The sequence below is a fragment of the Paraburkholderia sp. BR13444 genome (genome assembly GCF_040948755.1).
Lineage (GTDB): Bacteria > Pseudomonadota > Gammaproteobacteria > Burkholderiales > Burkholderiaceae > Paraburkholderia > Paraburkholderia youngii.
Genome location: NZ_JBFPKM010000008.1, coordinates 283353 through 308531, shown reverse-complemented (window position 1 = coordinate 308531; position 25179 = coordinate 283353). Strand labels below are relative to the sequence as shown.

Genomic DNA, 25179 nt, shown 5'->3' with positions numbered 1-25179 from the left:
AATGACTCAATCTCAACACGCTACCCTGCTCGTCGAGCTGCTTACCGAAGAACTGCCGCCGAAGGCGCTCGCGCGTCTCGGCCACGCCTTCGCCGAAGGCATTGCGCAGCGCCTCGCGGCGCGCGACCTGATCGAAGGCGAACCATCGTTCGAACGCTTTGCCACGCCGCGCCGTCTCGCGGTGACGATTCACAACGTGCGCGCGGTCGCGCCGGAAAAACACGTGCGCGAAAAAGTGCTGCCGGTTTCCGTCGCGCTCGATAAAAACGGCCAGCCCACCGCGCCGCTCGCGAAGAAGCTCGCCGCGCTCGGCTTCCCCGACTTCACGGTGAACGACCTCGAACGCGCCCAGGACGGTAAAGCCGAAGCGTTCTTCCTGCGCTACGCCGCGCCGGGCGCGACGCTCGCCGACGGCCTGCAAGCCGCGCTCGACGAAACGCTCGGAAAGCTGCCGATTCCGAAGGTGATGACGTATCAGCGCCCGGACGGGTCGAGCGTGCAGTTCGTGCGCCCGGTGCATCGTCTAACCGCGCTGCATGGCGAAGAAATCGTGCCGATCAGCGCGCTCGGCATCGACGCCGACGATACCACCCTCGGCCACCGCTTCCTGTCCGAAGGCTTCGTGCAGATCCAGCACGCGCAGGCCTATGCGGAAACGCTCGAACACCGGGGCCGCGTGATCGCGAGCTTCGCCAGGCGCAAGGAAGCGATCCGCTCGCAACTGCTCGCGCATGCCGGCGAAGACAAGGTCGTGATGCCCGAGGCGCTGCTCGACGAAGTGACGTCGCTGGTCGAATGGCCGGTCGTCTATGAGTGCCGCTTCGAGGACGAATTCCTGCAGGTACCGCAGGAATGCCTGATCCTGACGATGCAGACCAACCAGAAATACTTCGCGCTGACCGATGCGAACGGCAAGCTGCGCTCGCGCTTCCTGATCGTGTCGAACATCGAGACGGCGACGCCGGTCGAGATCGTCGAAGGCAATGAGCGCGTGGTGCGTCCGCGTCTCGCCGACGCGAAGTTCTTCTTCACGCAGGACATGAAGAAGCCGCTCGTGGATCGCGTGCCGCTGCTCGCGAACGTCGTTTATCACAACAAGCTCGGCTCGGCGCTGCAACGCGTGGAGCGGCTCGAAGGGCTGGCCGGCGCTATCGCCGCAATGACCGGCGCCGACGTCGCGCGCGCGACTCGCGCCGCGCGCCTCGCGAAGGCCGACCTGATCACCGACATGGTCGGTGAATTCCCCGAGCTGCAAGGCACGATGGGCACGTACTACGCGCGCCACGATGGCGAGGCGGAAGAAGTCGCGCTCGCATGCTCGGAACACTACCAGCCGCGCTTCTCGGGCGACGCGTTGCCAACCACCGCGACCGGCACCGTCGTCGCGCTCGCCGACAAGCTCGAAACGCTGGTCGGCATCTGGGGCATCGGCCTGCAGCCCACCGGCGAAAAAGACCCGTTCGCGCTGCGCCGTCATGCGCTCGGCGTGCTGCGCATCCTGATCGAGAAGCAGTTGAACGTCGACTTCGTCGATCTGCTGCGCATCGCTTATGCACAATTCGCCGGCATGCCGAACGTCGCCGATTCCACCGAAGCGATCTATGAGTTCAGCATGGACCGCCTGCGCGGGCTGCTGCGCGAACGCGGCTACGCGGCCGGCGAAATCGACGCGGTGCTCGCGCTGAATCCGACGCGGCTCGACGACATCGTCGCGCGCCTCGACGCGGTGCGCGAATTTGCGTCGCTGGCCGAAGCGGCGTCGCTGGCGGCGGCCAACAAGCGGATCTCGAACATCCTGAAGAAGTCGGAAGGCGTGACGAACGGCGGCGTGCAGCCCGGCTTGCTCACCGAAGCAGCGGAGAAGGCGCTCAACGAGCAGCTCGAACAGGTGACGCCGCGCGTGCAATCGCAACTGGCCGTGCGCGACTACACCGGTGCGCTGACGGCACTGGCCGCGCTGCGCGAGCCGGTCGACACGTTCTTCAACGACGTGATGGTCAACGCGGAAGACCCGGCGTTGCGCGCGAACCGTCTGGCTCTGCTCGGCGCGCTGCATCAGCAGATGAACTGCGTCGCCGATATTTCCCGACTCGCCGCCTGAGCACCGCGCCATGCCGATCAAGAAAGTGGTGATCCTCGACCGCGACGGCGTGATCAACGTCGACTCCGACGCGTTCATCAAGTCGCCGGACGAATGGGTTGCGCTGCCCGGCGCGCTGGAAGCGATCGCACGTCTGAACCAGGCAGGCTATCGCGTCGCGATCGCGACGAACCAGTCGGGCATCGGCCGCGGTCTGTTCGACATGGACGCGTTGAACGCGATGCATCTGAAGATGCATCGGATGGCGGCCGCAGTCGGCGCCCGCATCGAAGCGGTGTTCTTTTGCCCGCATACGGCGGAAGATCACTGCGAATGCCGCAAGCCGAAGCCCGGCATGCTGAAGATGATCGCCGAGCGTTTCGAGGTCGATCCGGCGCATACGCCGACCGTCGGCGATTCGCTGCGCGATCTGCAAGCGGGCGCGGCGCTCGGTCACCCGATCCACCTCGTGCTGACCGGCAAGGGCCGCAAGACCCTCGCCGCGGGCGGCCTGCCCGAAGGCACGATCGTGCACGACGACCTGCGCGCGTTCGCCCTCGACTTTCTCGCCGACGCGCAGGAATAAACGCGCACCGCGCGCTCCCAACCCTCACCGACCACGCCGATGCGCTTTATCCGTTCCCTGCTGCTGCTGATTTATTTCGTTGTGGTCACGGTGCCGTACGCGACCGCGTGCATCATCGCGTTTCCGTTCCTGCGCGCGGAAAACCGTTACTGGATGGCGGCCGGCTGGTGTCGCCTGACGCTGTGGGCGGTGCGCTACCTGAACGGCATTCGCTACCGCATCGAAGGCTTCGAGAACCTGCCCAACGGCCCGGCCGTGCTGCTGTCCAAGCATCAGTCGGCGTGGGAAACAATCGCGTTTCCGGCGATCATGCCGCGACCGCTGTGCTACGTGTTCAAGCGCGAGCTGTTGTATGTGCCGTTCTTCGGCTGGGCGCTCGGCATGCTGAAGATGGTTCACATCAACCGCAAGGAAGGCAAGTACGCGTTCGAATCGGTCACGAACCAGGGCAAGGCGCGCATGGCCGAAGGCGCATGGGTCATCATGTTTCCGGAAGGCACACGCACGCCGACCGGCAAGCAGGGCAAGTACAAGACCGGCGGCGCGCGCTTCGCGATCGCGACCGGCGCGCCGGTCGTACCGATCGCACACAATGCGGGTCGCGTGTGGCCGCGCAACTCGTTTACGAAATATCCGGGTATAGTCACGGTGTCGATTGGCAAGCCGATCGAAACGACGGGGCTCACGCCCGACGAAGTGAACACGCGCGTCGAACAGTGGATCGAAGCAGAAATGCGCCGCATCGATCCGACTGCCTACAGCGCGGCGGCTAACGACTCCGCCGCCGCTCCCATCTGACGCGCCACGCCCTCGAAGCCCGCGGGCGTATTGCGCGAAGCGAAGCCGATGCAGAAGTCTCCCACGCCGCAGCCCGCCGCGGCGCTCGAAAACCGGCAGCTCGATCTCCCGCTCTTCGCCGAGCCGGGGTCGACGTCGTCGACCCCTTCACCTTCCACGCCGGGTTCATCCGGCACAGCGCCGGCCAGGCCGCCCGTCGCGCCGCTCGCGCCGGATGGCAGCAAGCTGCGCAGCCTCACCATCGGTTCACGCACGCTGCATTACGCGCTCAAGCGCTCCGCGCGCCGCTCGATCGGCTTTGCGATCGACAGCACCGGCCTCACGATCACCGCGCCGCGTTGGGTCACGCTCGCCGATATCGAAACCGCGATCACCGAAAAGCAGCGCTGGATTTTTACGAAGCTGATCGAATGGCAAACGCGCGTCGAACAGCGTGCGCTGCCGAAGATCGATTGGAAAGATGGCGCCGAAGTGCCCTACCTCGGTCAGCCGGTGCGGGTGACGCTCGGCGCGCCGCAAGGCATGCTCGCGTTCAGCGCCGAGCACGGCGCGCTGCAATTGCCGTTGCCGTTGCAAGCCGATCCGCAGCAGATCAAGGATCGCGTGCAGGGCTGGCTGCAAGGCGAAGCGAAGCGGCTGTTCGGCGAACGTCTCGAGATCTACGCGCAGATGCTCGGCGTCAACTATCGCTCGTATGCGCTGTCTTCGGCGGCGACGCGCTGGGGCAGTTGTTCGAGCGACGGCAAGATCCGCCTGAACTGGCGGCTCATCCACTTTCCGCTGTCCATCATCGATTACGTCGTCGCCCATGAGTTGGCGCATCTGCGCGAGATGAATCACAGTCCGCGCTTCTGGCAGACGGTCGAATCGATTTTTCCGGAATTCCGCGAGGCGCGGCAGACACTGAAGTCGCATCCGCCGGAGTTGTTGCCGACGCTTTGAGGCCGGGCGCTATCTCTGCGACAGCGCTTTCGCGGACTGCAACAGATCGTCGAGCATCACGCCGCGCCTGTCCGGGCTCGTGTCACGGCCAGTCATGAAACACAGCGCTGCAATCGGCAGTCCCGCACGATCGCGAATCGGCGCTGCCATACACAGCCTGAACGCGTTCGAAAGTCCTTCGGTGCAGCAGTAGCCTCGTTCTTTTGCGGCCTGCACGTCCTTCAGGAATGCGTCGAATTCGATGCTCGCCCCATTGTCGAGGATGAAATCTTCCGCCGGAATCAGCGCGCGAATCTCGTCGGCGCTCAGGTGACCCAGCAGCAGACGTCCGGTAGCGGTCCAGGGTATCGGCACTCTCACGCCGATGTCCGAACTGATGTTGAAGGGTCGCGCACTGTGCTCGGACAACACGACCGTGTACTTGTTGCCTTCCAGCATGCACAGCTGCGTGGTCTCGTCGTACTTCCTCACCAGTCCCAGGATGGATTGATGCGCACGGCTGATCAGATCATTGTGCGTGGCATAGTCGGACCCGTAGTAGTGCATCTCGCGCCCAAAGAACACGCTGCCATCTGCGGCCGTCTCGAGCCAGCCCACCTCCGTGAGAATCGCGACCAGCTCGTAAATGCTCGAACGCGGCGCACCGGTTGCCTCGATCAGTTCGCGCATCGTCAGCGGGCGTTGGGCGATATGCAATTGCCGGAAGATCGCGATCACGCGGTCCACGCCTCTCGCCCGAGGCGACTCTGTAACAGCCATGCATTCACTCCGTAATGCGTTGATCCGACCGTCAATGGTCGAGAACTCGATGCAGAAACTGCCGGGTGCGTTCGTTCGAGGGATTGACGAAGATCTGCTCCGGATCGCCCTGCTCCGCGATGACGCCCTTGTCCATGAAGACGACGCGGTCGGCGGTCTTGCGGGCAAAGCCCATTTCATGCGTGACGACGACCATCGTCATGCCGTCGCGCGCGAGCCCGCGCATCACCTCGGTGACCTCGCCGACCAGCTCCGGGTCGAGCGCGGACGTCGCCTCGTCGAAAAACATGATGCCGGGCTCGACCGCGAGCGCGCGCGCAATCGCCACGCGTTGCTGCTGACCGCCCGAAAGCTGGCTGGGATAGTGTTCCGCGCGGTCCGCGAGCCCGACGCGATCGAGTGTCTCCATCGCGCGCTTGCGCGCGTCGGCCGGACTCATGCGGCGCGCCTTGATCAGCGCGAGCGTGACATTGCCGAGCGCGGTCTTGTGAGGAAACAGATTGAACTGCTGGAAGACCATGCCGACGTGGCCACGAATCTCCCGTGCTCGACGCGGATCATGCAAGGGCACCTCGTTGACCCAGACCTCGCCGGAATCGGTGGTCTCCAATCCCGCCATGATTCGCAGGACCGTGCTCTTGCCCGAGCCGGACGCGCCGATCAGCACCAGCACTTCACCCGAGCGGACCTCGAGATTGATTTCGTTCAACACTCTCGTCGAACCGAATGCTTTGCTGACGCCCGTCAGTGAAATGATCGGCCTGGTTTGGCTTTGGTTACTCACGACAATCTCCTGCGGTCATGGTGGCGCACCCATTGCGAAAGCGGGAAGCACACGGCGAAGTAAATGAGTGCGACGAGTCCATAGATTTCCACCGGCTTGCCGATCCGGTCGACGATCGCCTGGCCACCGTGCATCAACTCGGACATGCCGATCATGCTGACGATCGACGTGTCCTTGATGAGCGACAGATACTGTCCGACGAGAGGCGGCAACACGATCTTTCCGGTCTGAGGCAGCACGACGAACGAGAACGCCTGAGCCCGCGTGAGGCCGAGGATCTGCGATACCTCCCATTGACCTTTGGGTACTGCTTCGATCCCTGAGCGGAAAATTTCGGCGATATAGGCGCCCTGATAGACGCTCAAGCCAATCACGCCGGCTGCGAACACGTCGATCGCATAACCGAAGTACGACACGCCGAAATAGATCATCATCAGCGTGATGAGCACCGGCGTGCCGCGAAACAGCTCCGTATAGAGTCTCGCGATGCGGTCGGTGCCCCACGGGCCGAACGATCGCAAGACCGCGGCGAACAAGCCGATCAACGTGCTGCCCACGATGGACGCGATGGAGAGCAACAGCGTCGTCACCAGACCCTGCAGCAGGATCGATAGACTGGTTTTCAGCAATTCGACTGACATGATCCAACTCCAATCCGGGAATCAGGCCCGCTTCGTCCGGCGCATCAAGCCTGTCCCGAAACCGCTGCGCGCCGGCATGGCGAGGGGAGGATGAAAGATCCGCGCGCCGAGCTGGCCCGCAAGCCAGGACAGTACGTTACTGAGCACGAGATACGCGACAAGCGTCACGCTGAACGTCTGAAGGTAGAGAAGCGTTCGCGAGTTGATCACGGTCGCCGTGCCGGTCAACTCCGGCAATGCAATGGCGGACAGCAGCGACGTGCCGAGCAGCAACTGGATCAGGTAGTTGACGATGGCCGGATAGACCGCGCGCGTCGCCTGCGGCAAGACGACCTCGACGAAGATCTGCGCGCGTTCGAGGCCGAGAATGCCGGCAGCCTCGAGTTGGCTGCGCGGCACCGACTGTATGCCGGCGCGGAACACTTCCGACAGGTAAGCACCGACGTTGAGGCCGAGCGCAATGACGCCCGCCCAGTATGCGTCGAGCGAAATACCCGCCGACGGCAGACCGAAGAACACGATGAAAATCTGCAGGAGGACAGGCGTATTGCGGATGATTTCAACGTAGCCACGGGCGATCCACCGAAGCAGCGCGAGCGGAGAAGCGCCGGCAAGCGCGGTCAACAAACCCAGGACTAGCGCAAGTACGAAGGCGAGCACGGTCACCTGCAACGTCAGCCAGCTCGCGCTCAAAAACTCGGGCACGTAGCCCCACAAAGTCAGCCACTCGTAACTCATCTCATGCTCCCCATCGTACGGGTTTCACTGCCGCGCTTCAGAACTGCGGATTGAGCGGATAGCGCGGATCGGTGCCGAACCACTTGTTGTAGAGCTGCGCGTTGAGCTTCGACGCATTGACGTTGAAGAGGAACAGATTCAGATAGTTGAGCCATTCCTGATCACCGGCCTTGACGCCGAACGCGTTGTATTCGAGCGGCACCAGCGCCTCGTTCGTGACGGCAAGTTCAGGATCGAGCTTGGCCTGATACGCGAGGAAGTTGTTGTCCTCGATCATCGCGTCGGCCTGCCCCTGCTTGACGGCAAGTATCGCGGCCTGCGAGCTGTCGTATTCCTGGATCTTGACGGGGATATTCAGCGAGCGCACTTCATCGCCATTGGTCGAGCCCTTGACCGTCGCGATCGTGCGACCGCCCATGTCCTTGATCGACTGAATGCCGCTACTTTTCTTGACCAGCAGTGCTTCGCTGGCAACCACGTAGGGCGTCGTGAATTCGATCACTTTTGCGCGCTCCAGATTGCGCGTGAAGTTGCAGAATACGACGTCCACCTTGCTGGTCTGCAGATTCGGAATCCGGTTCGCGCTCGTCGTATTCACGACCTCGAGCTTCACGCCCATCTGCTTCGCGAGTTCCTTCGCGAGGTCCACGTCATAGCCGTCCGGTTGGCCGTCTTTGTTATAGAACCCGAACGGCGCGAACGTAAGGCAGTCCCCGACGCGCAGCGTGCCTCGCTGCAACACGCCCTGAAGCGTCGACGGAGCTGCCGCCGCGCCCTGCTCCGGCGTGGCCACCTTGGTGCAGCCAGTGATGGCGAGCAATCCAGCAACAGTGAACAGGAAGGCGGCTCTGGCGCCTCGATTGGCAAGCTTCATGGGCAGGGTCCTATGCGGAGAAGAGGGTTCCGGGGCAGACGTACCGGCTTCGGCGCCTTTCGGCATGCATGAATATTCGCCGGCTCACGCATCGATTGTCCGATATATCAGACTGCTATCTGAGGAACCGGATTGATACTGAGTGTTGGACACTAATATCGGACCCGCAACTGGACACAAACCCTAATTGCCCACACCTTTTTGTTGGAATAGGTCCGAGCGGATTCCATGAGGCGCATCCAGTCCGGGCTGGCCCCACGCCGCTTCGCCCTATCAGGCAATCATTTACAATTCCCGCAGGTCAATGCATTGATCGACAAACTGTCAAAGGAGGACTCATGCGAATCCTGCATACCATGCTTCGAGTCGGTGATCTGGACGCCTCGATCCGTTTCTACACCGAAGTTCTCGGCATGCGCCTGCTTCGAAAGAACGACTACCCGGACGGGAAGTTCACCCTCGCATTCGTCGGATACGAGGACGAATCCGAAGGCGCAGCGATCGAACTGACCTACAACTGGGACACGAGCAAGTACGACCTCGGAACCGGCTACGGTCACATCGCCCTTGAAGTCGACGACGCCTATGCGGCGTGCGAACAGGTGAAGAAACGCGGCGGCGTCGTTACGCGCGAAGCGGGACCTATGAAACACGGCACGACGGTCATCGCCTTCGTTGCCGATCCGGACGGCTACAAAATCGAGCTGATACAGAAGAAGGGACGAGTCGACTAACTCGAGTTCAACCGTTCACGCTGGGCACTTCCCGAAACGCCTGCGCCCGCTGCCCAGATTCGGGCGAGGCGCCAGAACGACCATAAAGCCCGGCTTCACGTTGTGCCCGGGGATGCGCTGCCGGGCGTATTCGCCCGGCAATCCTGTCTCGCGCCGGCACTATCAAAAATAAAGCCGACTATTCACGATGAGCACGACCACCGCCTTGCCCGCGCGCCGCGCCCCGGATAGCTTCGCGATCCTGTTGATGATCGGCCTATGCGCAATCTGGGGGCTACAGCAAGTCGCGATCAAGACCACCAATGCGGCTGTGCCGCCGGTCTTTCAAGCGGGGCTGCGCTCGACGATCGCGGCACTGCTCGTGTGGGCATGGGCGCGCTCGCGCGGCACGCCGCTCTTTCGTGACGACGGCACGCTCGGTGCGGGTCTGCTCGCAGGGGTGCTGTTCGCGGCCGAGTTCGTTTGCATCTTTTTCGGCCTGACGCTGACGAGTGCGTCGCGCATGGCGGTCTTTCTGTACACGGCGCCGTGTTTCACTGCACTCGGCCTGCACTGGTTCGTCGATGGCGAACGCATGCGGCGCATCCAGTGGCTAGGCATCGGCGTCGCGTTCGCGGGGATAGCGCTCGCGTTCGCCGACGGCTTCCTGCACCCGAACGCCGGCGCGGCTGCAAGCGTAGCCCACGGCTCGACGCTCGTGGGCGCGGCCGGCGATGCGCTCGGCGTGCTCGCCGGCATCGCGTGGGCCGCGACCACGGTGGTCGTGCGCGGCTCGCGGCTCGCGCAGACGAGCGCAAGCAAGACGCTGTTCTATCAGTTGACGGTGTCGGCGGCGGTGCTGCTCGCGCTGGCGCTCACGCTCGGTGATGTGCGCGTGGAAAGCGTGACGCCGCTCGCGTTCGCGAGTCTCGCGTATCAGGCCGTGATCGTCGCGTTCGTCAGCTATCTGTTGTGGTTCTGGCTGTTGACGCGTTACATCGCATCGCGGCTGTCGGTGTTTTCGTTTTTGACGCCGATGTTCGGCGTGACCTTCGGCGTGCTGCTGCTCGGCGAGTCGTTCAGCGCGCGCTTTCTGATCGCCGCGCTGCTGGTGCTGACCGGCATCGCGCTCGTCAACGCGCCGGCGAAACGATAAGCGGCTCGACGGCGGCGCGCCGTCGTCGTCAAACGTTGAGACTACTCCGGCGCAGCGGCCGAGCGCGCCGCCACCGCCTGCGCCACGCTCACGTATTCGGCAACCGGCACGTCCTCCGCGCGGCGTTGCAGGTCGAAGCCGAGCGCGTCGAAATCGACGGTATCGCGCAGCGCGGCAAGCGTGTTGCGCAGCATCTTGCGACGCTGCGAGAACGCCGCCGTCACCACCTCGCCGAGCACGTTTTCATCGACTACCGGCATTTCGTGCCGCTCGTACGGGATCATCCGCACGATCGCCGAATCGACCTTCGGCGGCGGCTGGAACGACTCGGGCGGCACGTCGAGCTGCTTGTCGATCACGTAGCGGTATTGCAGCATCACCGACAGGCGACTGAACGCTTTCGTACCCGGCTCGGCGACCATCCGCTCGACGACCTCGTTCTGCAGCATGAAGTGCTGATCGATCACGCGGTCTGCGAAGGTCGCCAGATGAAACAGCAGCGGGCTCGAAATGTTGTACGGCAGATTACCGACGATGCGCAGCGACGCCTTGTCGCCCGGTGCCGCGAGCGAGCCGAAGTCGAACTCGAGCGCGTCGCCCGAATGGAGTTCGAGCAGATCGCCGAACTTCGTCTTCAGACGGCCGATCAGGTCGCGGTCGAGTTCGACCGCGTGCAGCGGCGACTCGGGCGTCGCGAGCCGCTCGATCAGCGGTTCGGTCAGCGCGCCGAGGCCCGGACCGATCTCGACCATGCGCTCGCCGCGCTGCGGCCGGATCACGTCGACGATCGAATCGATCACGCCCATGTCGACCAGAAAGTTCTGACCGAAACGCTTGCGCGCGAGATGGCCCTGGTGCCGGCCTTGCTGTCTGCTGGTGGACATCGGAGAAACGCTAGAAAGAAAACTGCTTGAGAATGAAAGACGTCACGGTGGAAATACGACGCCACGCGGCGCGTCACGCGCACCGCAACCGCTCAGGTCACCTGTGCGTCAGCCCGCGCGACGATGCTGCGCCATCGAAACAGCCGTGTCGATCGCGGCCATCAGGCTGCCCGCGTCGGCGCGGCCGGTGCCGGCCAGATCGAGCGCGGTGCCGTGATCGACCGAGGTGCGGATGATCGGCAGGCCGAGCGTCACGTTGATTCCTTCGCCGAACGTCGCGAATTTCAGCACCGGCAGGCCCTGGTCGTGGAACATCGCGAGCACGCAGTCGGCTTCGTCGAGATAACGCGGCTGAAACAGCGTGTCGGCCGGATACGGACCGCGCGCGTCGATGCCCTCGCCGTTCACCTGCTGCAACGCCGGCGTGATCACGTCGATTTCCTCGCGGCCCAGGTAGCCGTTTTCGCCCGCGTGCGGATTGAGCCCCGTCACGAGAATGCGCGGCGCGGGCAAACCGAAGTGATGACGCAGGTCGTGATCGATGATGCGCAGCGTCGCGACGAGGCTTTCGATCGTCAAGGCCGCCGACACGTCCTTCAACGGCAGATGCGTGGTCGCGAGCGCGACGCGCAGCGGCCGCTTGCCGGTGCCCGCGAGCATCATCACGACGCGCGGCGTATGGGTGCGCTCGGCCAGATATTCGGTGTGGCCGGTGAACGGCACACCGGCGTCGTTGATCGTGCTTTTTTGCAGCGGCGCGGTGACGATCGCGTCGAACTTGCCGGCTACCGCGCCGTCGATCGCCGCGTCGAGCAGGCCGAGCACATAGCGGCCGTTCGCGGCGTCGAGCTTGCCTGCCTGCGCGGGTGCGCCGAGCGGGTGAGGTTCGAGCCGCACGCGCGGGCCCTGCGCTAGTAGCGCGGCCCAATCGACACCGACCGCGCGCGCCCGCTCAACGAGCAATTGCGCATCGCCGAGCACGGTAAACTGCGCGTGAGGCCAGTGCGCCGCCGCACCCGCCAGCGCCTGCGCGGTCAGTTCGGGACCGACGCCGGCGGGCTCGCCGGTCGTGATCGCGATCTGCAGCGGGCGGTGGGTGGGCTGAGCGGTGCTCGTCATGGCATGGACTCCGTTACTGCACGTTCGCCGTGGTCGGCTTCACTTCGACGTACGCGGTATCGCGCAACTCGCGCAGCCAGTCGGCGTACGCCTGTTCCGCCTTGCGCTGGCCGATGGCCTGACGCGCGAGATCCATCTGCTGCGCAATCGAGCCTTCCGCATCGCGGCGGCCGAGCACCTGAATCAGGTGGTAACCGTATTCGCTGCGCACCGGCTCGCTGATCTGACCGTCCTGCAGCGCGTTCATCGCGCGCTCGAACTCGGGCACCGTCTCGCCCGGGCTGATCCAGCCGAGGTCGCCGCCTTGCGACGACGAGCCGTCCTGCGAGTAGGTGTGCGCGAACTTCGCGAAGTCGCCGCCCGCGGCGATCTGATTGCGGATGTCGATCAGCTTCTGGCGTGCCTGCGGTTCGGACTGGCCGTCGCCGACGCGCAGCAGAATGTGGCGCACGTGCGTCTGCACGAGCTTCGGCGCATCCGCGCTGCTGCCTTGGCCGGCACGGCGCTCAACCAGACGCACGATTTCGAAGCCGTCGTTGGTGCGGATCAGATCCGGATTGATCTCACCCGGACGCAGTGCCGCCGCGGCCTTTACGAACTCGGGCGGCAGCTTCGACGGTGCGAGGAAGCCGAGATCGCCGCTGTTCTGCGACGCGTCGGGCGCTTGCGAATTGGCCTTCGCTAGCTTTCCGAAATCCGCCCCGCCCTTCGCTTCGGCAAGCAGCCCCTGGGCCTTCTTCTGCGCCGCCTCGATGTCGGTCTCCGGCGCGTTCAGCGGCGCACTCACGAAAATGTGCTGCATGTGCAGGTCGCTCGTCTGGCCGGCGCCCGGGCCGCGCTGGCTGGCGATGTAGTTCGCGACCTCGGCGTCCGTCACCGTGATCTTGCTGTCCACTTCCTTCTCGCGCAGACGCGACAGCGTCAGCTCGGTGCGCGCGTCGTTCGAGAAGGTGGCCCAGGGCACGCCTTGCGCCTCGATGCGCGCGCGGTACATTGCGAGCGGCATGTTGTTCGCCTGCGCGAGACGCTCGAGCGTGCGCTGCACGGCTGCGTCGTCGATGTTGATGCCGTCTTCCTTGGCCTTCTGCAGCTGGATGCGCTCGAGCACCATCTGCGTGAGCACCTGCTGGCGCAACTGATCCGTCGGCGGCACCGGAGCGTTCTGCTGGTTCAGCCGGTGCGCGATCAGACCGACCCGCTCGTCAAGCTCGCGCTGCGTGATGACACCGTTGTTGACCACCGCGGCGATGGTGTCGACCGTCTGGCCGCTATTGCCGCCCAATGCCTGCGCCTGTACCGACGCGACTGGAACGAAGGACGCCGCGGCGACGAGACCCGCCGCGAGTATTGCCAAGCGAAGCTGTTTCATGATTGCCACAGATACTCCAATGATGTCGGGCGCTTCGCCCGTCTTTTCGCAAGCCGTGAATGACCGGGCGACCGTCATTCGTAGTTGGTGAACCGCGACTCCGGCGGTGGCGGCGGCGGCAACGGCGTGTAGCCGGCCACACTGGTGCGGAACGCGGTCATCAGCCCATTGTCGACGCTCGACAAGCCCTTGAACGTCAACTGCGCCAGAAACCGCGTGCTCGACTGATTCTGTCCCGACGAGTTCAGGCCGTTCGCATAGCGCTGGATGCCGGCGCCGAGCGTCCAGCAATCCGCGTCGTATTGCAGGCCGACGAGGCCGTCGACGATACGGTGACCACCGAGGTCGTAGTTGAACCGGCCGACACCGTACATCCGATGCGACAGCGGCCATTGGCCCGAAATCAGCACCTGATTGATCGGCTGGTTGTCGAGCGTGGTGTTGGCGCGGGTGTAGCGGTACGCCACGTTGAGGACCTTGCCGGTCTCCGGACTGAACCCGAAGCCGACGCTCGTCTTCGTGAGCTGGTTATTGTCCGCATTATATTGGAACGCCGTTTCCGAAGCGAAACCGGCGCCCAGCTTGATCGACGCACCCGCGATCAGGTCCGAGTGCGTGGCCTGCGCGCTCGTCTGCGAAGGCTGCAACGTGACACGCTGATCCCGGAAATAGTACTGCTGCGCGATCACGAAGCGCGCGCGTTCGTCGCCGGTGGCCGGGTTGATGAAGCGCGTGGTGAGACCCGCTGTCAGGCGGTTCGCGTCGGCGATCCGGTCGTTACCGACGAACGTGTTCGGCGTGAAGATTTCCGCGAGGCCGAAGTCGGACTCGGCGGTATCGAACAGCGGCGCGTTGTTCTGGTTGCGGTACGGCGTGTAGACGTAGTACAGCCTCGGCTCCAGCGTCTGGATGAAATCCTGGCCGAACAGGCGCACCGAGCGCTCGAACGTCAGCCCCGTGTCGAACGTGAAGGTCGGGATCGACTCGGTGAAATTCTTCTGCGCGTTCGGCACCCCGTTCAGATCGGTGCCGATGTTGTTCAGGTTGTACGACGCGAAGTGCCACTGCACCTTCGGCGTGACGAAGTAGCCCGGCCCCACCACCGAATAGGACACATACGGGTTGAACAGCACCCGCTGGCCTTCGGTCAGGTCCGCAGTGGTGATGCGGAAGTTCGTGTAGTCGGCTTCGGCGCCGAAGTCGAAGCCGCCGACGTTGTACTTCGCGTACTTCACGTTCAACTGCGGCTCGCGGCCGTACGGCGCGACCGACTCCTGCAGCGTCTGCCAGTGCTGCTCGCGCGCGAGCACGGACCACGGCCCGTTGTTGTAGGTCACCCCGGCTTCCTGCTGATACAGGAGCTGGAGGCCGTTCATGAACTGGTTGACCGACGACGACAGGTCTTGCGGATAGGTGTTGTCCGAGACCTTGTTGTAGTAGATGTAGCCGCCGAAGCCGTTACCGAAATTCTGGTTGTGCTGGATGTACAGCGCGTAGCGGTTGGTCTTCGTCAGGCGATCGTCAGGCAGAAATTCACCGGTGATCGAACCGGAATACGTCGGCGACAGATAGCGGAACGTGCTCTGCAACTGCACACCGCGCTTCGAGATCACACGCGGCGTGACCGTCAGATCGCGATTCGGCGCGATGTTGAAGTAATACGGCACCGACAGCTCGAAGCCGTTCGACGAGCTGAGCGAGAACGTGGGCGGCAACAGGCCGCTGCGCCGCTCGCCCGACAGCGGGAACGACAGCCACGGCGAAGCGAACACCGGCACGCCCTGGAAGAACAGCACGCTGTTGTAGGCGACGCCTTCGTCGGCGCCGGTGTCGAAATCGAACTCGCTGCCCTTGATGTACCAGGCCGGATCGTCCGTGCACGCGCACGCGGTGTAGGTGGCCTTCGTGAACACCGAGCGCTCGGCGTCGAGCAGGTCGACGCGCTGCGCGCTGCCCGAGCCGCCCGTCAACGTGAAGTGATACTTCGGCGCGGTCATGAAGCCTTCGGTCGAATCGACGCGCAGATGCGCTTCGGGCCCGATGAAGGTATTGCCGGTATTGATCACGTGGACATTGCCGTACGCATCGGCCATGTCCGTGTCCTGATCGTAGTGCAGGTCGTCGGCCTTGATCACGGACGTGTTGTGGCGCACTTCGGCCGAGCCCTTGGCAGCCAGGTCCTGGTCGATCGTGCCGCTCGCGTGGTCGCCGAGCACGAAGGTGGCCGGTCGCTGGCCCGTTTGCAGCGGATGCTCCTCGAGCTGCGGCGCGAGCTGCATGCCCCACGGCGGGTAGACCGCTTGCGGTTGCGCAGCTTCCCCCACCAGCTGGGCGTGCGCAAGCGCGGGCATCAGGCCCGGAACGGCGACGAGCGCCGCGACGAGCCGCCTTTTGCGCGGCACTACTGCACAGGAAGGAGTGGTATCGGAAAGCTGTCTGGGCGGCATGTATCGTTTGGCGAGTCGACCCGTGTGCAAGCTTCCGTCATCACGATCCACCGCCTGCACACCGCGACCGTGAGAGTCGGCTGCACGTCTGGATTCCCAATTGCCGAGTGATAAGGCGGGCGGTAAAACGGAGCACGCGAAAGCTGGCGTGTGAGTCGCGTCAAAAAAGTCGTGGGGTATTATATGGCAAGACGTTGTCCCCAAGAATTTGCCGCCGCTTTTCATGACGCTGCCTTCCACTCAAGACTTCACCGACACCCGCCTCTCCCTGCTCAAGGCCTGGCTGCAAGGCCACGCGGCGCGTCATGCGCTGGAGCTCGACACGATCGTTCCGGCCTCGTCCGACGCCAGTTTCCGCCGTTATTTCCGGCTCGCCGGTAAGGCGCCGCAAGGCAACGGCGGCGCCACGCTAATCGCCGTCGACGCGCCGCCGCCCGAAAAATGCCGCGAATTCGCGCAGATCGCGCAATTGCTCGACGCCGCCGGCGTGCACGTGCCGCGCGTGCTCGAGGTCGACTTCGACGCGGGCTTCATGCTCGTCACCGATCTCGGCACCGCGTCCTACCTCGGCGCGCTGACCGACGCGCAGGCCGCGGGGGACACCCGCGCGGCCCGCACGCTGATGCGCGACGCGCTCGACGCGCTGATCCGCTGGCAGCTCGGCTCGCGCGAAGACGTGCTGCCGCCGTTCGACGAAGCGTTCCTGCATCGCGAAATGGAACTGATGCCCGAGTGGTTCATCGGCCGGCACCTTTGCCGTGAAGTCGATGCCGCAACGCGCGCGCAGCTCGATCGCACGTTCGCGCTCTTGATCGCGAGCGCGCGCGCACAGCCGCAAGGCTTCATGCTGCGCGATTTCATGCCGCGCAATCTGATGATCGCCGAGCCGAACCCCGGCGTACTCGACTTCCAGGACGCGGTGTACGGGCCGATCACGTACGACGTCGTGTCGCTGCTGCGCGATGCGTTCCTCAGCTGGGACGAGGAGTTCGAGCTCGACTGCTTCGTGTACTACTGGGAGCGCGCGAAAAAAGCCGGCCTGCCGGTTGATGCCGATTTCGGCGAGTTCTACCGCCAGCTCGAATGGATGGGCCTGCAGCGGCACATCAAGGTGCTGGGCCTCTTCTGCCGCATCAACTACCGCGACGGCAAGGCGCATTACATGAAAGACCTGCCGCGCTTCATCGGCTATGCGCGCAAGGTGGCCGAGCGTTACGCGCCGCTGCGCGGGTTCGCGAAGCTGCTCGACGACCTCGAAGGCCGCGCGCAGGAAATCGGCTATACCTTCTGACCGATGACGATGTCCGTGAAGAAAGCGATGATTTTCGCCGCGGGTCGCGGCGAGCGCATGCGTCCGTTGACCGACGCGTGCCCGAAGCCCTTGCTCGAAGTGGGCGGCAAGCCGTTGATCGTGTGGCAGATCGAACGGCTCGCGCGGGCCGGCATCCGTAGCATCGTAATCAATCATGCGTGGCTCGGCGCGCAGCTCGAAGCCGCGCTCGGCGACGGTTCGCGCTGGCAGGTCGAACTGCGCTATTCGCCCGAGCACGAAGCGCTGGAGACCGCGGGCGGCATCGCGCAGGCGCTGCCGCTACTGACCGACGACGGCACGGATCACGTATTCGTCGCGGTGGCCGGCGACGTGTACACCGATTACGACTACGCCGGACTGCACGCGCACGCCGGCGCGCTGCAGGCGCTGCCGGAGCCCGGCATGCATCTGGTGATGGTGCCGAATCCGCCGTTTCACCCGAATGGCGACTTTGGTCTCGTCGACGGCGTGCTGTCGCTCGACACGCAGCCGCGCCTCACGTTCGGCAGTTTCGGGCTGTATGACACCCGCATGTTCCGCGATCTGCCGCGCGGCACGCGGCGCGCGCTGAGCCCGTATTACCGCGCGACGATCGCGCGTGGGCTCGCGAGCGGCGAGCTGTACGAAGGCGTGTGGGAGAACGTCGGCACGCAGGCGCAGCTGGAAGCGCTCGATCGGCTGCTGCGGGCGCGCTGAACTTTACTTCGCCGCGCTCTCGCCGGCCCCGACCGCTTCCGCCCTTTCCACCGCGTCCGTAGTCTGCGCGGCACGCTGCTGCAGCGCCCACATCTGCGCGAACAGGCCGTTCGCGCGCAATAGCTCCGCGTGCGTGCCACGCTCGACGATGCGCCCCCTGTCCATCACGATGATCTGCTGCGCGTGCACGACCGTCGATAGCCGGTGCGCGATGATCAGCGTCGTGCGTTCGCGCGCGATCAGGTCGAGCTCATGCTGGATTGCGCGCTCGGAGCGCGAATCGAGCGCGGACGTCGCTTCGTCGAACAGCAGGATCGGCGGATTCTTCAGGATGGTCCGCGCGATCGCCACGCGCTGCTTTTCGCCGCCGGACAGCTTGAGCCCGCGCTCGCCGACCGGTGTGTCATAGCCCTTCGGCAGACTCTCGATGAACTCGTGGATATGCGCGGCGCGCGCCGCCGCGATCACTTCGTCGCGCGTCGCCGACGGCCGCCCGTACGCGATGTTGTAGTAGATCGAGTCGTTGAACAGCACCGTGTCCTGCGGCACGATGCCGATCGACGCGCGCAGCGAATCCTGCGTGACGTCGCGAATATCCTGCCCGTCGATCCGGATCGCTCCGCCCGTCGCGCGGTCGAGATCGTAGAAGCGGAACAGGAGCCGCGCGAGCGTCGACTTGCCCGAGCCGCTGTGGCCGACCACCGCGGTCGTCGTGCCGGCCGCGATCGTGAAGCTCACGTCGTGCAGAATCGGTCGCGAAGACTCGTACGCGAAGCTCACGTTGTCGAAACGCACCTGCGCACCGCTCACCCGCAAGGCCACCGCATTCGGCGCATCGGGCACTTCCTGCGGCGCGCCGAGCAGCGAGAACATGCGGTCCATGTCGGTCAGGCTCTGCTTCAGCTCACGATAGACCACGCCGAGAAAATTCAGCGGGATATACAGCTGCAGCATGAACGTGTTGATCAGCACCAGGTCGCCGAGCGTCAGGCGCCCGGCCATCACGCCTTGGGTCGCGCGCCACAGGATGAACACGAGCCCCGTGCCGATGATCGCCTGCTGTCCGAAGTTCAGCGCCGACAGCGAACGCTGCGACTTGATCGCCGCCGCGCGATAGCGCTTCAGGTTTTCGTCGTAGCGGCTCGCCTCCCACTCCTCGTTGCCGAAGTACTTGACGGTCTCGTAGTTGAGCAGCGAGTCGATCGCGCGCGAATTCGCCTTCGAATCGAGCTCGTTCATCGTGCGGCGAAAGTGCGTGCGCCACTCGGTGACCTTCACCGTGAACGCGATGTACGCCGCGAGCGCGATGAACGTGACGATCGCGTAATAGGCCTCGTATTTGACGACGAAAAAGCCGAGCACGAGCCCGACTTCGACGAGCGTCGGCAGGATGCTGTACAGCGAATAGGAAATCAGCTGCGTGATGCCGCGCGTGCCGCGTTCGATATCGCGCGACATGCCGCCCGTCTGCCGCTCCAGATGAAAGCGCAGCGACAGCCCGTGCAGATGGCGAAACACTTTCAGCGCAAGCTGGCGCACCGCGCTTTCCGTCACTTTCGAAAACAGCATTTCGCGCAGCTCGGTGAAGAACGACGTGGACAGCCGCACCACTGCATACGCGACCACCAGCAAGCCGACGCCGCCGAGCAGCACGATGCCGGGCGCGTCCTGCGCGCGGCCGAGCGCGGTCAGATGGCGGATCGACGCGAGACTGTCGACGATGTGCTTCATCACGATCGGCACGCCGAGGTTCGCGACCTTCGCGCCGATCAGGCAGCCGAGCGCGATGCCGACTCGCCATTTGTAGGTTGCAAGGTATGGCAGCAGCGACAGGATCGTTTGCCAGTCGTTGCGGGGTCCGGTGGAAATCGGCGAGGGTTCTGACGAAGGAGCGCGGCGCATAAATCGTGGGGAGAGTGTGGAACTGCCGGAGTTCGCAGCGGCGCGGCTCGCGCGCCTGGCTGGGCGCTTTCCCGTACAATTCCTGATCCCCCGTATTGTCGCAGAAGCCAGCTGGCGGCGCTTTCCGCGGCCTGTGGCCGGGCTGGCCCCAGCCGTTCGGTCCGTGCGCGTCAATACGCTCGAACACGTTTGCCAAGGATCTCCCGATGACCGATCTTCTTCAACTTCCGTCCAAGCCTTGCGCGCTGCGCGTGATGCCGCAGCCGTCGGACGCGAACATTCACGGCGACGTGTTCGGCGGCTGGATCATGGCGCAGGTCGACATCGCCGGCTCGATTCCGGCAAGCCGTCGCGCGAATGGACGGGTCGCGACGATCGCGGTCAATTCGTTCCTGTTCAAGCAGCCGGTGTTCGTCGGCGACCTGCTGAGCTTTTACGCGGATATCGTGAAGACCGGCAATACGTCGGTGACGGTGTCGGTCGAGGTCTACGCGCAGCGGATGAGACTGTCGCAGGAAGTCGTCAAGGTCACGGAAGCGATCCTCACCTACGTCGCCACCGACAGCGACCGCCGTCCGCGCGCGCTGCCCGCGCTGGACTGAGCCAGCAAGGATGCTTAAGCTAGCGGTTCCATGCGTCACGCGCCGCGCCACCCGCTAGCCGTTTCAGCCGATCAGCGCACGAGGCCGGGCGCCCGATAGTCGCTCTTCTAATGGATACGTGATGAAACTGATCGGAATGCTCGACTCGCCGTACGTGCGGCGCGTCGCCATCTGCATGAAGCTGCTCGCGCTCGACTTCGAACACGAGTCGATTTCGGTATTCCGCACCTACGACCAGTTCGCGAAGATCAACCCGGTCGTCAAGGCGCCGACGCTCGTCGCCGACAACGGCGCGGTCGTGATGGATTCGACGGTGATCCTGCAGTATCTGGCGACGCTCGCCGGCCCCACCCCGCTGTTCCCGACGCAAGCCGACGCGGCGTTGCGCGCCGCGCGTCTGACGGGTCTCGCGCTCGCCGCGTGCGAAAAGAGCGTGCAGATCGTCTACGAGCGCAATCTGCGACCGCAGGAGAAGCAGCATGAAGCGTGGGTCGAGCGCGTGCGAGCGCAACTGCTCGCCGCCTATGCCGAACTCGAACGCGAGTTGGGCGAAGGGCCGCTGCCGGACACGCAGCAGCAGTTCAGCGCGGCGGACGTGGCCGTCGCCGTCGCGTGGCAGTTCACGCACATGATGCTGCCGGAGGCGGTCAGCAAGGCCGATCATCCGCGGCTTGAGAAATTTTCCGCGTTCGCGGAAAGCCTGCCGGTATTCAAGGACACGCCAGCGGAGTGACCGGCGTTTGACACGACACGCGGTGACACGCGGCGACCCTGGGCGCCGCGCGTCACGCTCCCTTCACGCCGGCTCCAGCTCCCGCACCAACCCGCCCTGCAGCAGTTCGGAGATCCCTTCCGTCGATAGCGGCTTCGCGAAATAGAAGCCCTGCATCTCGTCGCACGCGCGTTCCTTCAGGAAGTCGAGTTGCGCGGACGTTTCCACGCCCTCGGCGATCACCTGCAGCTTCAGCGAATGCGCGAGCGCGATGATCGCCGACGTGATCGTCTCGTCGTCGCCCGACACGCCGATATCCGACACGAACGAGCGGTCGATCTTCAGGCGGTCCACCGGAAAGCGCTTCAGATAGCTGAGGCTCGAATAGCCGGTGCCGAAGTCGTCGATCGCGAGACCGATGCCGAGCGCGTGCAGCTCGTTGAGCATCAACACCGCTTCTTCCGCATTGCGCATGATCGTGCTTTCGGTCAGCTCGAGTTCGAGATACTTCGGTTCGAGCCCGGTCTCGGCGAGCACCTGCATCACGAGCTTCGCGATGTTGCGCTGCTGGAACACCCGCGCCGACAGATTCACCGACACGCGCGCCGGCGGCAAGCCCTGATCCTGCCACGCCTTGTTCTGGCGGCACGCCTCGCGCAGCACCCACTCCGACAGCGGCCCGATCAGCCCGCTTTCCTCGGCAAGCGGAATGAACGACGACGGCGGCACGAGGCCGGCCTCCGGATCGCGCCAGCGCACCAGCGCCTCGATGCCGACGATCTGGCCGCTGACGATATCGACCTGCGGCTGATAGTGCAGCAGGAACTCGTTATCGCGCAGCGCGCGGCGCAGGCGTCGTTCGAGATTCAGGCGCGCGCCCGCGCTCGCGTTCATCTCCGGCTGATAGAACTGGAACGTGTTGCGGCCCATGTCCTTCGCGCGGTACATCGCGACGTCGGCCTTCTTCATCAGCGTTTCGGCGTCCTCGCCGTCCTGCGGGAACAGGCTGGCGCCCATGCTGCAGCCGACGTACAGCTCGGTGCCGTCGAGCCACACCGGCTCGGCGATCGACGCGCGCACGCGCTCCATCCACGTGATCAGCGATTGCTCGTCGACGGTGTCGGTCATCACGATCACGAACTCGTCGCCGCCGTGGCGCGCAACCGTGTCGCTGGTGCGCGAGCAGCGCGCGAGCCGTTCGGCGACCACGCTGAGCAGCCGGTCACCGACGCTGTGGCCGAGGCTGTCGTTGACGTTCTTGAAGCCGTCGAGATCGAGGAACACGACCGCCACGCCCGTGTGATGCCGCTGCGCGACGACGAGCGCATGCTCGAGCCTGTCGCGCAGCAGGTTGCGGTTCGGCAGCCGCGTGAGGCCGTCGTAGTTGGCCTGGTATTCGAGCTGCTCCTGGTAGCGGATCAGCTCGGTCACGTCGTTGATGACGCCGATATGATGGGTGATCACGCCTTCCGCGTTCGGCACCGGCGCGATGAACAGCTGATTCCAGAACAGCGCGCCGTCCTTGCGATAGTTGCGCACCACGGCGCTGACCTCCCGATTCGCCACGAGCGCCTCGCGAATCAATGCGACGCCCTCCTGGTCACGGTCGTCGCGTTGCAGCACGCGGCAGTCGTGACCGATCACCTCATCGAGATCGTAGCCGGTGATACGCATGAACGCCGGATTCACGTATTCGATCAGATTGCCCGACGGCGACGGCGCGGTGATCAGGATCGCGTTGACACTCGCGTCGAGCGCACGGCTTTGCAGACGCAGCGCGAGATCGGCGCGCTTTTGCTCGGTGATGTCGGTGTACGAGCCGAGCACGCCGATCACCCGGCCGTCGCCGTCGGTGAACGGCAGCTTGCTCGTGACCCTCGTGCGATGCACGCCGTCGATCACGAAGTCGACCTCGAAGTTCATCTTCGGCACGCCGGTGCTCGCGACTTCGCGATCGTGCTCGTTCAGCAGGTCGGCGAACGCGCGCCACGGCAAATCGGTGTCGCTCTTGCCGATCACCTGCTCGGGATACGCGAGCCCCGCGTCGCGCGCGAACGCCATGTTGCAGCCCAGATAGCGCGAGTTCAGATCCTTCCAGAAAATCCGCTGCGGAATGTTGTCGATCACCGCTTCGAGCATCTGATTCGAGCGCAGCGCTTCGGCTTCGGCGTTGATCTGATCGGTCACGTCGTCCGCCAGTACGAACGACGCGTCGCGGCCCATGAAGCTGAGCGCGTGATACGACACGTTGACGCTGATGATCGAGCCGTCGTTGCGCCGATGCCGCCAGATGCCCGCCATCGTGTGGCTCTGGCGCAAGTCCGCGCTGCGCGCCAGATGCTTCTCGAGGCGCGCAACTTCGGAATCAGGGTGAATCGCGCGGATCGTCATGCCCAGAAACTTGCTTTCCGTGTAGCCGTATTGCTCGATCGCGGCAGCGTTGACGGCGAGAAAGCGCAGCGTATCGCGATCGAAGATGTACATCGGCACCCTGTGGTCGTCGAACAGGCTGCGAAAACGCTCGTCGTTGCGCGCCAGCGCGCGGGCGCTGCGCAGCTTTTCACGCGCGCTGTTCTCGCGCACGCCGAACGTGAGCATCAGCAGCACGCTGCCGGAGAGCATCGTCACGAGCAGTACGAACATCGCGCGCTGGCTGTCGCTCGCCGATGCCGCGAGCGCGGTCTGCAACGAGCGGTTTTCGTCGCTGCGCAACGAGGCGAGCGCGGCTTCGACACGCTCTAGCGAGGGGGCAAGCTGCGGGTCGGACGGCGCGGAGTCGACGGATGCGTCGAATCGCGCGTCGTCGTGGGCCGAGACCGGTGCTTCGGTCGATGCCGCGCCCGACGTCGCGCTGGCCGGGCCGGGTAAGTCGCTCGCGTGGTTGCGCAGCGTGTCCTCGAGATCGTGCTGCAGCGCGTGCCGCGCCGCGCTCAGGCTGGCGAGCGCCGCCGACATGGACGGTTCGCTCGCGAGCTCGTCGCGCAGTGCATCCTCGCGGCTCGCGAGTGTATTCGTCATCGAAGCGGCCGCGTCCGGCGGGACCGGATCGCCCGATTCCTTCAGGCGGTGCACCGCGGCGAGCGCTTTACCGAGCGCGGCGTGATAGGCATCGAGGTTCTGGCGCACGCTGGTCGAGCGCGCGAGGCGCGCATCGGCGTCTCGCTGCCCGCGAATCTGCGTGTACGCGACGAACGCGTTTGTACCGACCGCGACGACCACGACCGCAATATTGATCAGCAGTCGCTTCGACAAAAAAGGATTCATGGGTTCCGAACGTCAATCGTTCCGAGGGCGGGAGAGCGCGCTCGCTACCGGTGCGTCGGGCCGCATCGATGCAAATCTTTTACGCGCCAACCTTTGGATATCGGCAGCGATCGGAAGCGGGTTGAGGGTCGGCGTGAAAAAAAATCTGAGGATTGGGGAGTTGCGGAGCCGGCCGCGCCTAGCCGGCCGCGCCAAATTCCTTCATCGCCGGGACGAAATCGTGGTTGGCCTCGGGCTTGCGCGACAGCTTCGCGAGCACGTAACGTTTGAATGGATCGAGCTCCGCCCAGCGCGCGACGCTCGGCGCGGCGAGTCCGGCGAGACCCGCCTGATGCGCGACGCCGTCGGGCACGCTGTCGGTTTGTCGCCAGGCCGGCGACTCCTCTGGCGTGAACCACTCCGGTTCGATGTTCGCGTGCGTGCGCAGCATCTCGAACAGCGCGTGATCGAAATTCGGTTCGATCTGCGTGTCTTCTTCGACCGGGAAACGCGCGAGCAGCTTGCGGTCTTCGAGCGGCAGTTGCTGCCACTGCGCGAGCGTGATGCGCAGCCCGAACCGGTCGAGATTGAAGCGCACGGACATCGGGATATAAGTGAAATTCTCCGAAGACGCGACTTCGAAGTCGAACAGAAGCGGTGCTTCGTTGAGTCCCATGTCAGTGCTCCTTGTCGGTGGCGGACAGCGTACGGGCGTCGCTTGAGGTATTTTAGAACCTTATTCGCGCGACGGCGGCCCGCGCGGCGGCGGCCGCGAAGCATACGGCGAGCCGGGCGGGCACTTGAATGCGCGGCATGCTACAG

The 25179-nt window shown here is 64.5% G+C and carries 22 protein-coding genes; 10 read left to right on the top strand and 12 right to left on the bottom strand.

Annotated features, from left to right (window positions below):
- Nucleotide 1: 1 nt before the first annotated feature.
- The 4 genes from glyS to AB3X95_RS23640 are packed head-to-tail and all read left to right on the top strand — an operon-like array spanning nucleotide 2 to nucleotide 4406.
- Nucleotides 2-2101: a glycine--tRNA ligase subunit beta gene (gene glyS / locus AB3X95_RS23655; protein WP_176367917.1), complete on the top strand. Its 2100-nt coding sequence runs from the start codon at nucleotides 2-4 to the stop codon at nucleotides 2099-2101.
- 10 nt (nucleotides 2102-2111) lie between these two features.
- Nucleotides 2112-2666 carry a D-glycero-beta-D-manno-heptose 1,7-bisphosphate 7-phosphatase gene (gene gmhB / locus AB3X95_RS23650; RefSeq protein WP_176122454.1) on the top strand — a complete coding sequence of 185 codons (555 nt, stop codon included), beginning with the start codon at nucleotides 2112-2114 and terminating at the stop codon, nucleotides 2664-2666.
- A 39-nt stretch (nucleotides 2667-2705) separates the two neighbouring features.
- Nucleotides 2706-3464 carry a 1-acyl-sn-glycerol-3-phosphate acyltransferase gene (locus AB3X95_RS23645; RefSeq protein WP_176109543.1) on the top strand — a complete coding sequence of 253 codons (759 nt, stop codon included), beginning with the start codon at nucleotides 2706-2708 and terminating at the stop codon, nucleotides 3462-3464.
- Nucleotides 3465-3512: 48 nt separating this feature from the next.
- Nucleotides 3513-4406, top strand: a complete 894-nt coding sequence (locus AB3X95_RS23640; RefSeq protein WP_176109544.1) for a M48 family metallopeptidase — start codon at nucleotides 3513-3515, stop codon at nucleotides 4404-4406.
- A 9-nt stretch (nucleotides 4407-4415) separates the two neighbouring features.
- Here AB3X95_RS23640 and AB3X95_RS23635 read toward each other — a convergent pair whose 3' ends face one another.
- The 5 genes from AB3X95_RS23635 to AB3X95_RS23615 are packed head-to-tail and all read right to left on the bottom strand — an operon-like array spanning nucleotide 4416 to nucleotide 8202.
- Nucleotides 4416-5165 (bottom strand): IclR family transcriptional regulator, encoded by a 750-nt coding sequence (locus tag AB3X95_RS23635; RefSeq protein WP_176109545.1) that lies wholly within the window; start codon nucleotides 5163-5165, stop codon nucleotides 4416-4418.
- A 31-nt stretch (nucleotides 5166-5196) separates the two neighbouring features.
- The gene (locus AB3X95_RS23630; RefSeq protein WP_309235086.1) at nucleotides 5197-5949 is read right to left on the bottom strand and encodes an amino acid ABC transporter ATP-binding protein; all 753 of its coding nucleotides are present in this window, start codon (nucleotides 5947-5949) and stop codon (nucleotides 5197-5199) included.
- Nucleotides 5946-6590, bottom strand: coding sequence for an amino acid ABC transporter permease (locus tag AB3X95_RS23625; protein ID WP_368622681.1), 645 nt, complete (start codon nucleotides 6588-6590; stop codon nucleotides 5946-5948). The genes AB3X95_RS23630 and AB3X95_RS23625 overlap by 4 nt, the downstream gene beginning before the upstream one ends.
- Before the next feature lie 21 nt (nucleotides 6591-6611).
- Nucleotides 6612-7328, bottom strand: coding sequence for an amino acid ABC transporter permease (locus AB3X95_RS23620; protein ID WP_368622680.1), 717 nt, complete (start codon nucleotides 7326-7328; stop codon nucleotides 6612-6614).
- Nucleotides 7329-7365: 37 nt separating this feature from the next.
- Complete coding sequence (locus AB3X95_RS23615) at nucleotides 7366-8202, bottom strand: transporter substrate-binding domain-containing protein (protein ID WP_184226020.1); 837 nt, start codon at nucleotides 8200-8202, stop codon at nucleotides 7366-7368.
- 338 nt (nucleotides 8203-8540) lie between these two features.
- Here AB3X95_RS23615 and gloA point away from each other — a divergent pair, with 338 nt between their 5' ends.
- Nucleotides 8541-8936, top strand: a complete 396-nt coding sequence (gene gloA / locus AB3X95_RS23610; protein ID WP_176122451.1) for a lactoylglutathione lyase — start codon at nucleotides 8541-8543, stop codon at nucleotides 8934-8936.
- Between the two features lie 187 nt (nucleotides 8937-9123).
- Nucleotides 9124-10071, top strand: a complete 948-nt coding sequence (locus AB3X95_RS23605; protein ID WP_176122450.1) for a DMT family transporter — start codon at nucleotides 9124-9126, stop codon at nucleotides 10069-10071.
- Between the two features lie 41 nt (nucleotides 10072-10112).
- Here the strand turns inward: AB3X95_RS23605 and rsmA are convergent, their stop codons facing one another.
- The 4 genes from rsmA to AB3X95_RS23585 all read right to left on the bottom strand — a co-directional run bounded on the left by rsmA (nucleotide 10113) and on the right by AB3X95_RS23585 (nucleotide 15890).
- Entirely contained in the window at nucleotides 10113-10955 is an 843-nt protein-coding gene (gene rsmA, locus AB3X95_RS23600) for a 16S rRNA (adenine(1518)-N(6)/adenine(1519)-N(6))-dimethyltransferase RsmA (RefSeq protein ID WP_176367922.1), read from the bottom strand.
- Nucleotides 10956-11063: 108 nt separating this feature from the next.
- Nucleotides 11064-12074 (bottom strand): 4-hydroxythreonine-4-phosphate dehydrogenase PdxA, encoded by a 1011-nt coding sequence (gene pdxA, locus AB3X95_RS23595; RefSeq protein ID WP_368622679.1) that lies wholly within the window; start codon nucleotides 12072-12074, stop codon nucleotides 11064-11066.
- A 13-nt stretch (nucleotides 12075-12087) separates the two neighbouring features.
- Nucleotides 12088-13452, bottom strand: a complete 1365-nt coding sequence (locus AB3X95_RS23590) for a peptidylprolyl isomerase (RefSeq protein WP_184226023.1) — start codon at nucleotides 13450-13452, stop codon at nucleotides 12088-12090.
- Nucleotides 13453-13517: 65 nt separating this feature from the next.
- A complete protein-coding gene (locus tag AB3X95_RS23585; RefSeq protein ID WP_176109554.1) occupies nucleotides 13518-15890 on the bottom strand; it encodes an LPS-assembly protein LptD in 2373 nt (790 codons plus the stop codon).
- Nucleotides 15891-16113: 223 nt separating this feature from the next.
- Between AB3X95_RS23585 and AB3X95_RS23580 the strand changes: the two genes are divergently transcribed.
- Together AB3X95_RS23580 and murU are read left to right on the top strand one after the other, a co-directional pair.
- Nucleotides 16114-17181: an aminoglycoside phosphotransferase family protein gene (locus tag AB3X95_RS23580; RefSeq protein ID WP_368622678.1), complete on the top strand. Its 1068-nt coding sequence runs from the start codon at nucleotides 16114-16116 to the stop codon at nucleotides 17179-17181.
- Nucleotides 17182-17184: 3 nt separating this feature from the next.
- The gene (gene murU / locus AB3X95_RS23575; RefSeq protein ID WP_176122444.1) at nucleotides 17185-17898 is read left to right on the top strand and encodes an N-acetylmuramate alpha-1-phosphate uridylyltransferase MurU; all 714 of its coding nucleotides are present in this window, start codon (nucleotides 17185-17187) and stop codon (nucleotides 17896-17898) included.
- 3 nt (nucleotides 17899-17901) lie between these two features.
- Here the strand turns inward: murU and AB3X95_RS23570 are convergent, their stop codons facing one another.
- Nucleotides 17902-19800: an ABC transporter ATP-binding protein/permease gene (locus tag AB3X95_RS23570; RefSeq protein WP_368622677.1), complete on the bottom strand. Its 1899-nt coding sequence runs from the start codon at nucleotides 19798-19800 to the stop codon at nucleotides 17902-17904.
- Between the two features lie 206 nt (nucleotides 19801-20006).
- Here AB3X95_RS23570 and AB3X95_RS23565 point away from each other — a divergent pair, with 206 nt between their 5' ends.
- Both AB3X95_RS23565 and AB3X95_RS23560 read left to right on the top strand, forming a co-directional pair.
- On the top strand, nucleotides 20007-20402 hold the full coding sequence (locus AB3X95_RS23565; RefSeq protein WP_176122442.1) for an acyl-CoA thioesterase: 396 nt from the start codon (nucleotides 20007-20009) through the stop codon (nucleotides 20400-20402).
- Between the two features lie 121 nt (nucleotides 20403-20523).
- On the top strand, nucleotides 20524-21135 hold the full coding sequence (locus AB3X95_RS23560; RefSeq protein ID WP_176367928.1) for a glutathione S-transferase family protein: 612 nt from the start codon (nucleotides 20524-20526) through the stop codon (nucleotides 21133-21135).
- Nucleotides 21136-21198: 63 nt separating this feature from the next.
- Here AB3X95_RS23560 and AB3X95_RS23555 read toward each other — a convergent pair whose 3' ends face one another.
- Both AB3X95_RS23555 and AB3X95_RS23550 read right to left on the bottom strand, forming a co-directional pair.
- Nucleotides 21199-24378, bottom strand: a complete 3180-nt coding sequence (locus tag AB3X95_RS23555) for an EAL domain-containing protein (protein WP_368622676.1) — start codon at nucleotides 24376-24378, stop codon at nucleotides 21199-21201.
- A 178-nt stretch (nucleotides 24379-24556) separates the two neighbouring features.
- The gene (locus AB3X95_RS23550; RefSeq protein WP_013088389.1) at nucleotides 24557-25033 is read right to left on the bottom strand and encodes a nitrate reductase associated protein; all 477 of its coding nucleotides are present in this window, start codon (nucleotides 25031-25033) and stop codon (nucleotides 24557-24559) included.
- Between the last annotated feature and the right edge of the window lie 146 nt (nucleotides 25034-25179).

Excerpts from the sequence above, each read along its gene's own strand:
- glyS (WP_176367917.1), top strand. The coding sequence starts at position 2 with ATGACTCAATCTCAACACGCTACCCTGCTCGTCGAGCTGCTTACCGAA.
- gmhB (WP_176122454.1), top strand. The coding sequence starts at position 2,112 with ATGCCGATCAAGAAAGTGGTGATCCTCGACCGCGACGGCGTGATCAAC.
- AB3X95_RS23645 (WP_176109543.1), top strand. The coding sequence starts at position 2,706 with ATGCGCTTTATCCGTTCCCTGCTGCTGCTGATTTATTTCGTTGTGGTC.
- AB3X95_RS23640 (WP_176109544.1), top strand. The coding sequence starts at position 3,513 with ATGCAGAAGTCTCCCACGCCGCAGCCCGCCGCGGCGCTCGAAAACCGG.
- AB3X95_RS23635 (WP_176109545.1), bottom strand. The coding sequence starts at position 5,165 with ATGGCTGTTACAGAGTCGCCTCGGGCGAGAGGCGTGGACCGCGTGATC.
- AB3X95_RS23625 (WP_368622681.1), bottom strand. The coding sequence starts at position 6,590 with ATGTCAGTCGAATTGCTGAAAACCAGTCTATCGATCCTGCTGCAGGGT.
- AB3X95_RS23620 (WP_368622680.1), bottom strand. The coding sequence starts at position 7,328 with ATGAGTTACGAGTGGCTGACTTTGTGGGGCTACGTGCCCGAGTTTTTG.
- AB3X95_RS23615 (WP_184226020.1), bottom strand. The coding sequence starts at position 8,202 with ATGAAGCTTGCCAATCGAGGCGCCAGAGCCGCCTTCCTGTTCACTGTT.
- gloA (WP_176122451.1), top strand. The coding sequence starts at position 8,541 with ATGCGAATCCTGCATACCATGCTTCGAGTCGGTGATCTGGACGCCTCG.
- AB3X95_RS23605 (WP_176122450.1), top strand. The coding sequence starts at position 9,124 with ATGAGCACGACCACCGCCTTGCCCGCGCGCCGCGCCCCGGATAGCTTC.
- rsmA (WP_176367922.1), bottom strand. The coding sequence starts at position 10,955 with ATGTCCACCAGCAGACAGCAAGGCCGGCACCAGGGCCATCTCGCGCGC.
- pdxA (WP_368622679.1), bottom strand. The coding sequence starts at position 12,074 with ATGACGAGCACCGCTCAGCCCACCCACCGCCCGCTGCAGATCGCGATC.
- AB3X95_RS23585 (WP_176109554.1), bottom strand. The coding sequence starts at position 15,890 with ATGCCGCCCAGACAGCTTTCCGATACCACTCCTTCCTGTGCAGTAGTG.
- AB3X95_RS23580 (WP_368622678.1), top strand. The coding sequence starts at position 16,114 with ATGACGCTGCCTTCCACTCAAGACTTCACCGACACCCGCCTCTCCCTG.
- murU (WP_176122444.1), top strand. The coding sequence starts at position 17,185 with ATGACGATGTCCGTGAAGAAAGCGATGATTTTCGCCGCGGGTCGCGGC.
- AB3X95_RS23570 (WP_368622677.1), bottom strand. The coding sequence starts at position 19,800 with ATGCGCCGCGCTCCTTCGTCAGAACCCTCGCCGATTTCCACCGGACCC.
- AB3X95_RS23565 (WP_176122442.1), top strand. The coding sequence starts at position 20,007 with ATGACCGATCTTCTTCAACTTCCGTCCAAGCCTTGCGCGCTGCGCGTG.
- AB3X95_RS23560 (WP_176367928.1), top strand. The coding sequence starts at position 20,524 with ATGAAACTGATCGGAATGCTCGACTCGCCGTACGTGCGGCGCGTCGCC.
- AB3X95_RS23555 (WP_368622676.1), bottom strand. The coding sequence starts at position 24,378 with ATGAATCCTTTTTTGTCGAAGCGACTGCTGATCAATATTGCGGTCGTG.
- AB3X95_RS23550 (WP_013088389.1), bottom strand. The coding sequence starts at position 25,033 with ATGGGACTCAACGAAGCACCGCTTCTGTTCGACTTCGAAGTCGCGTCT.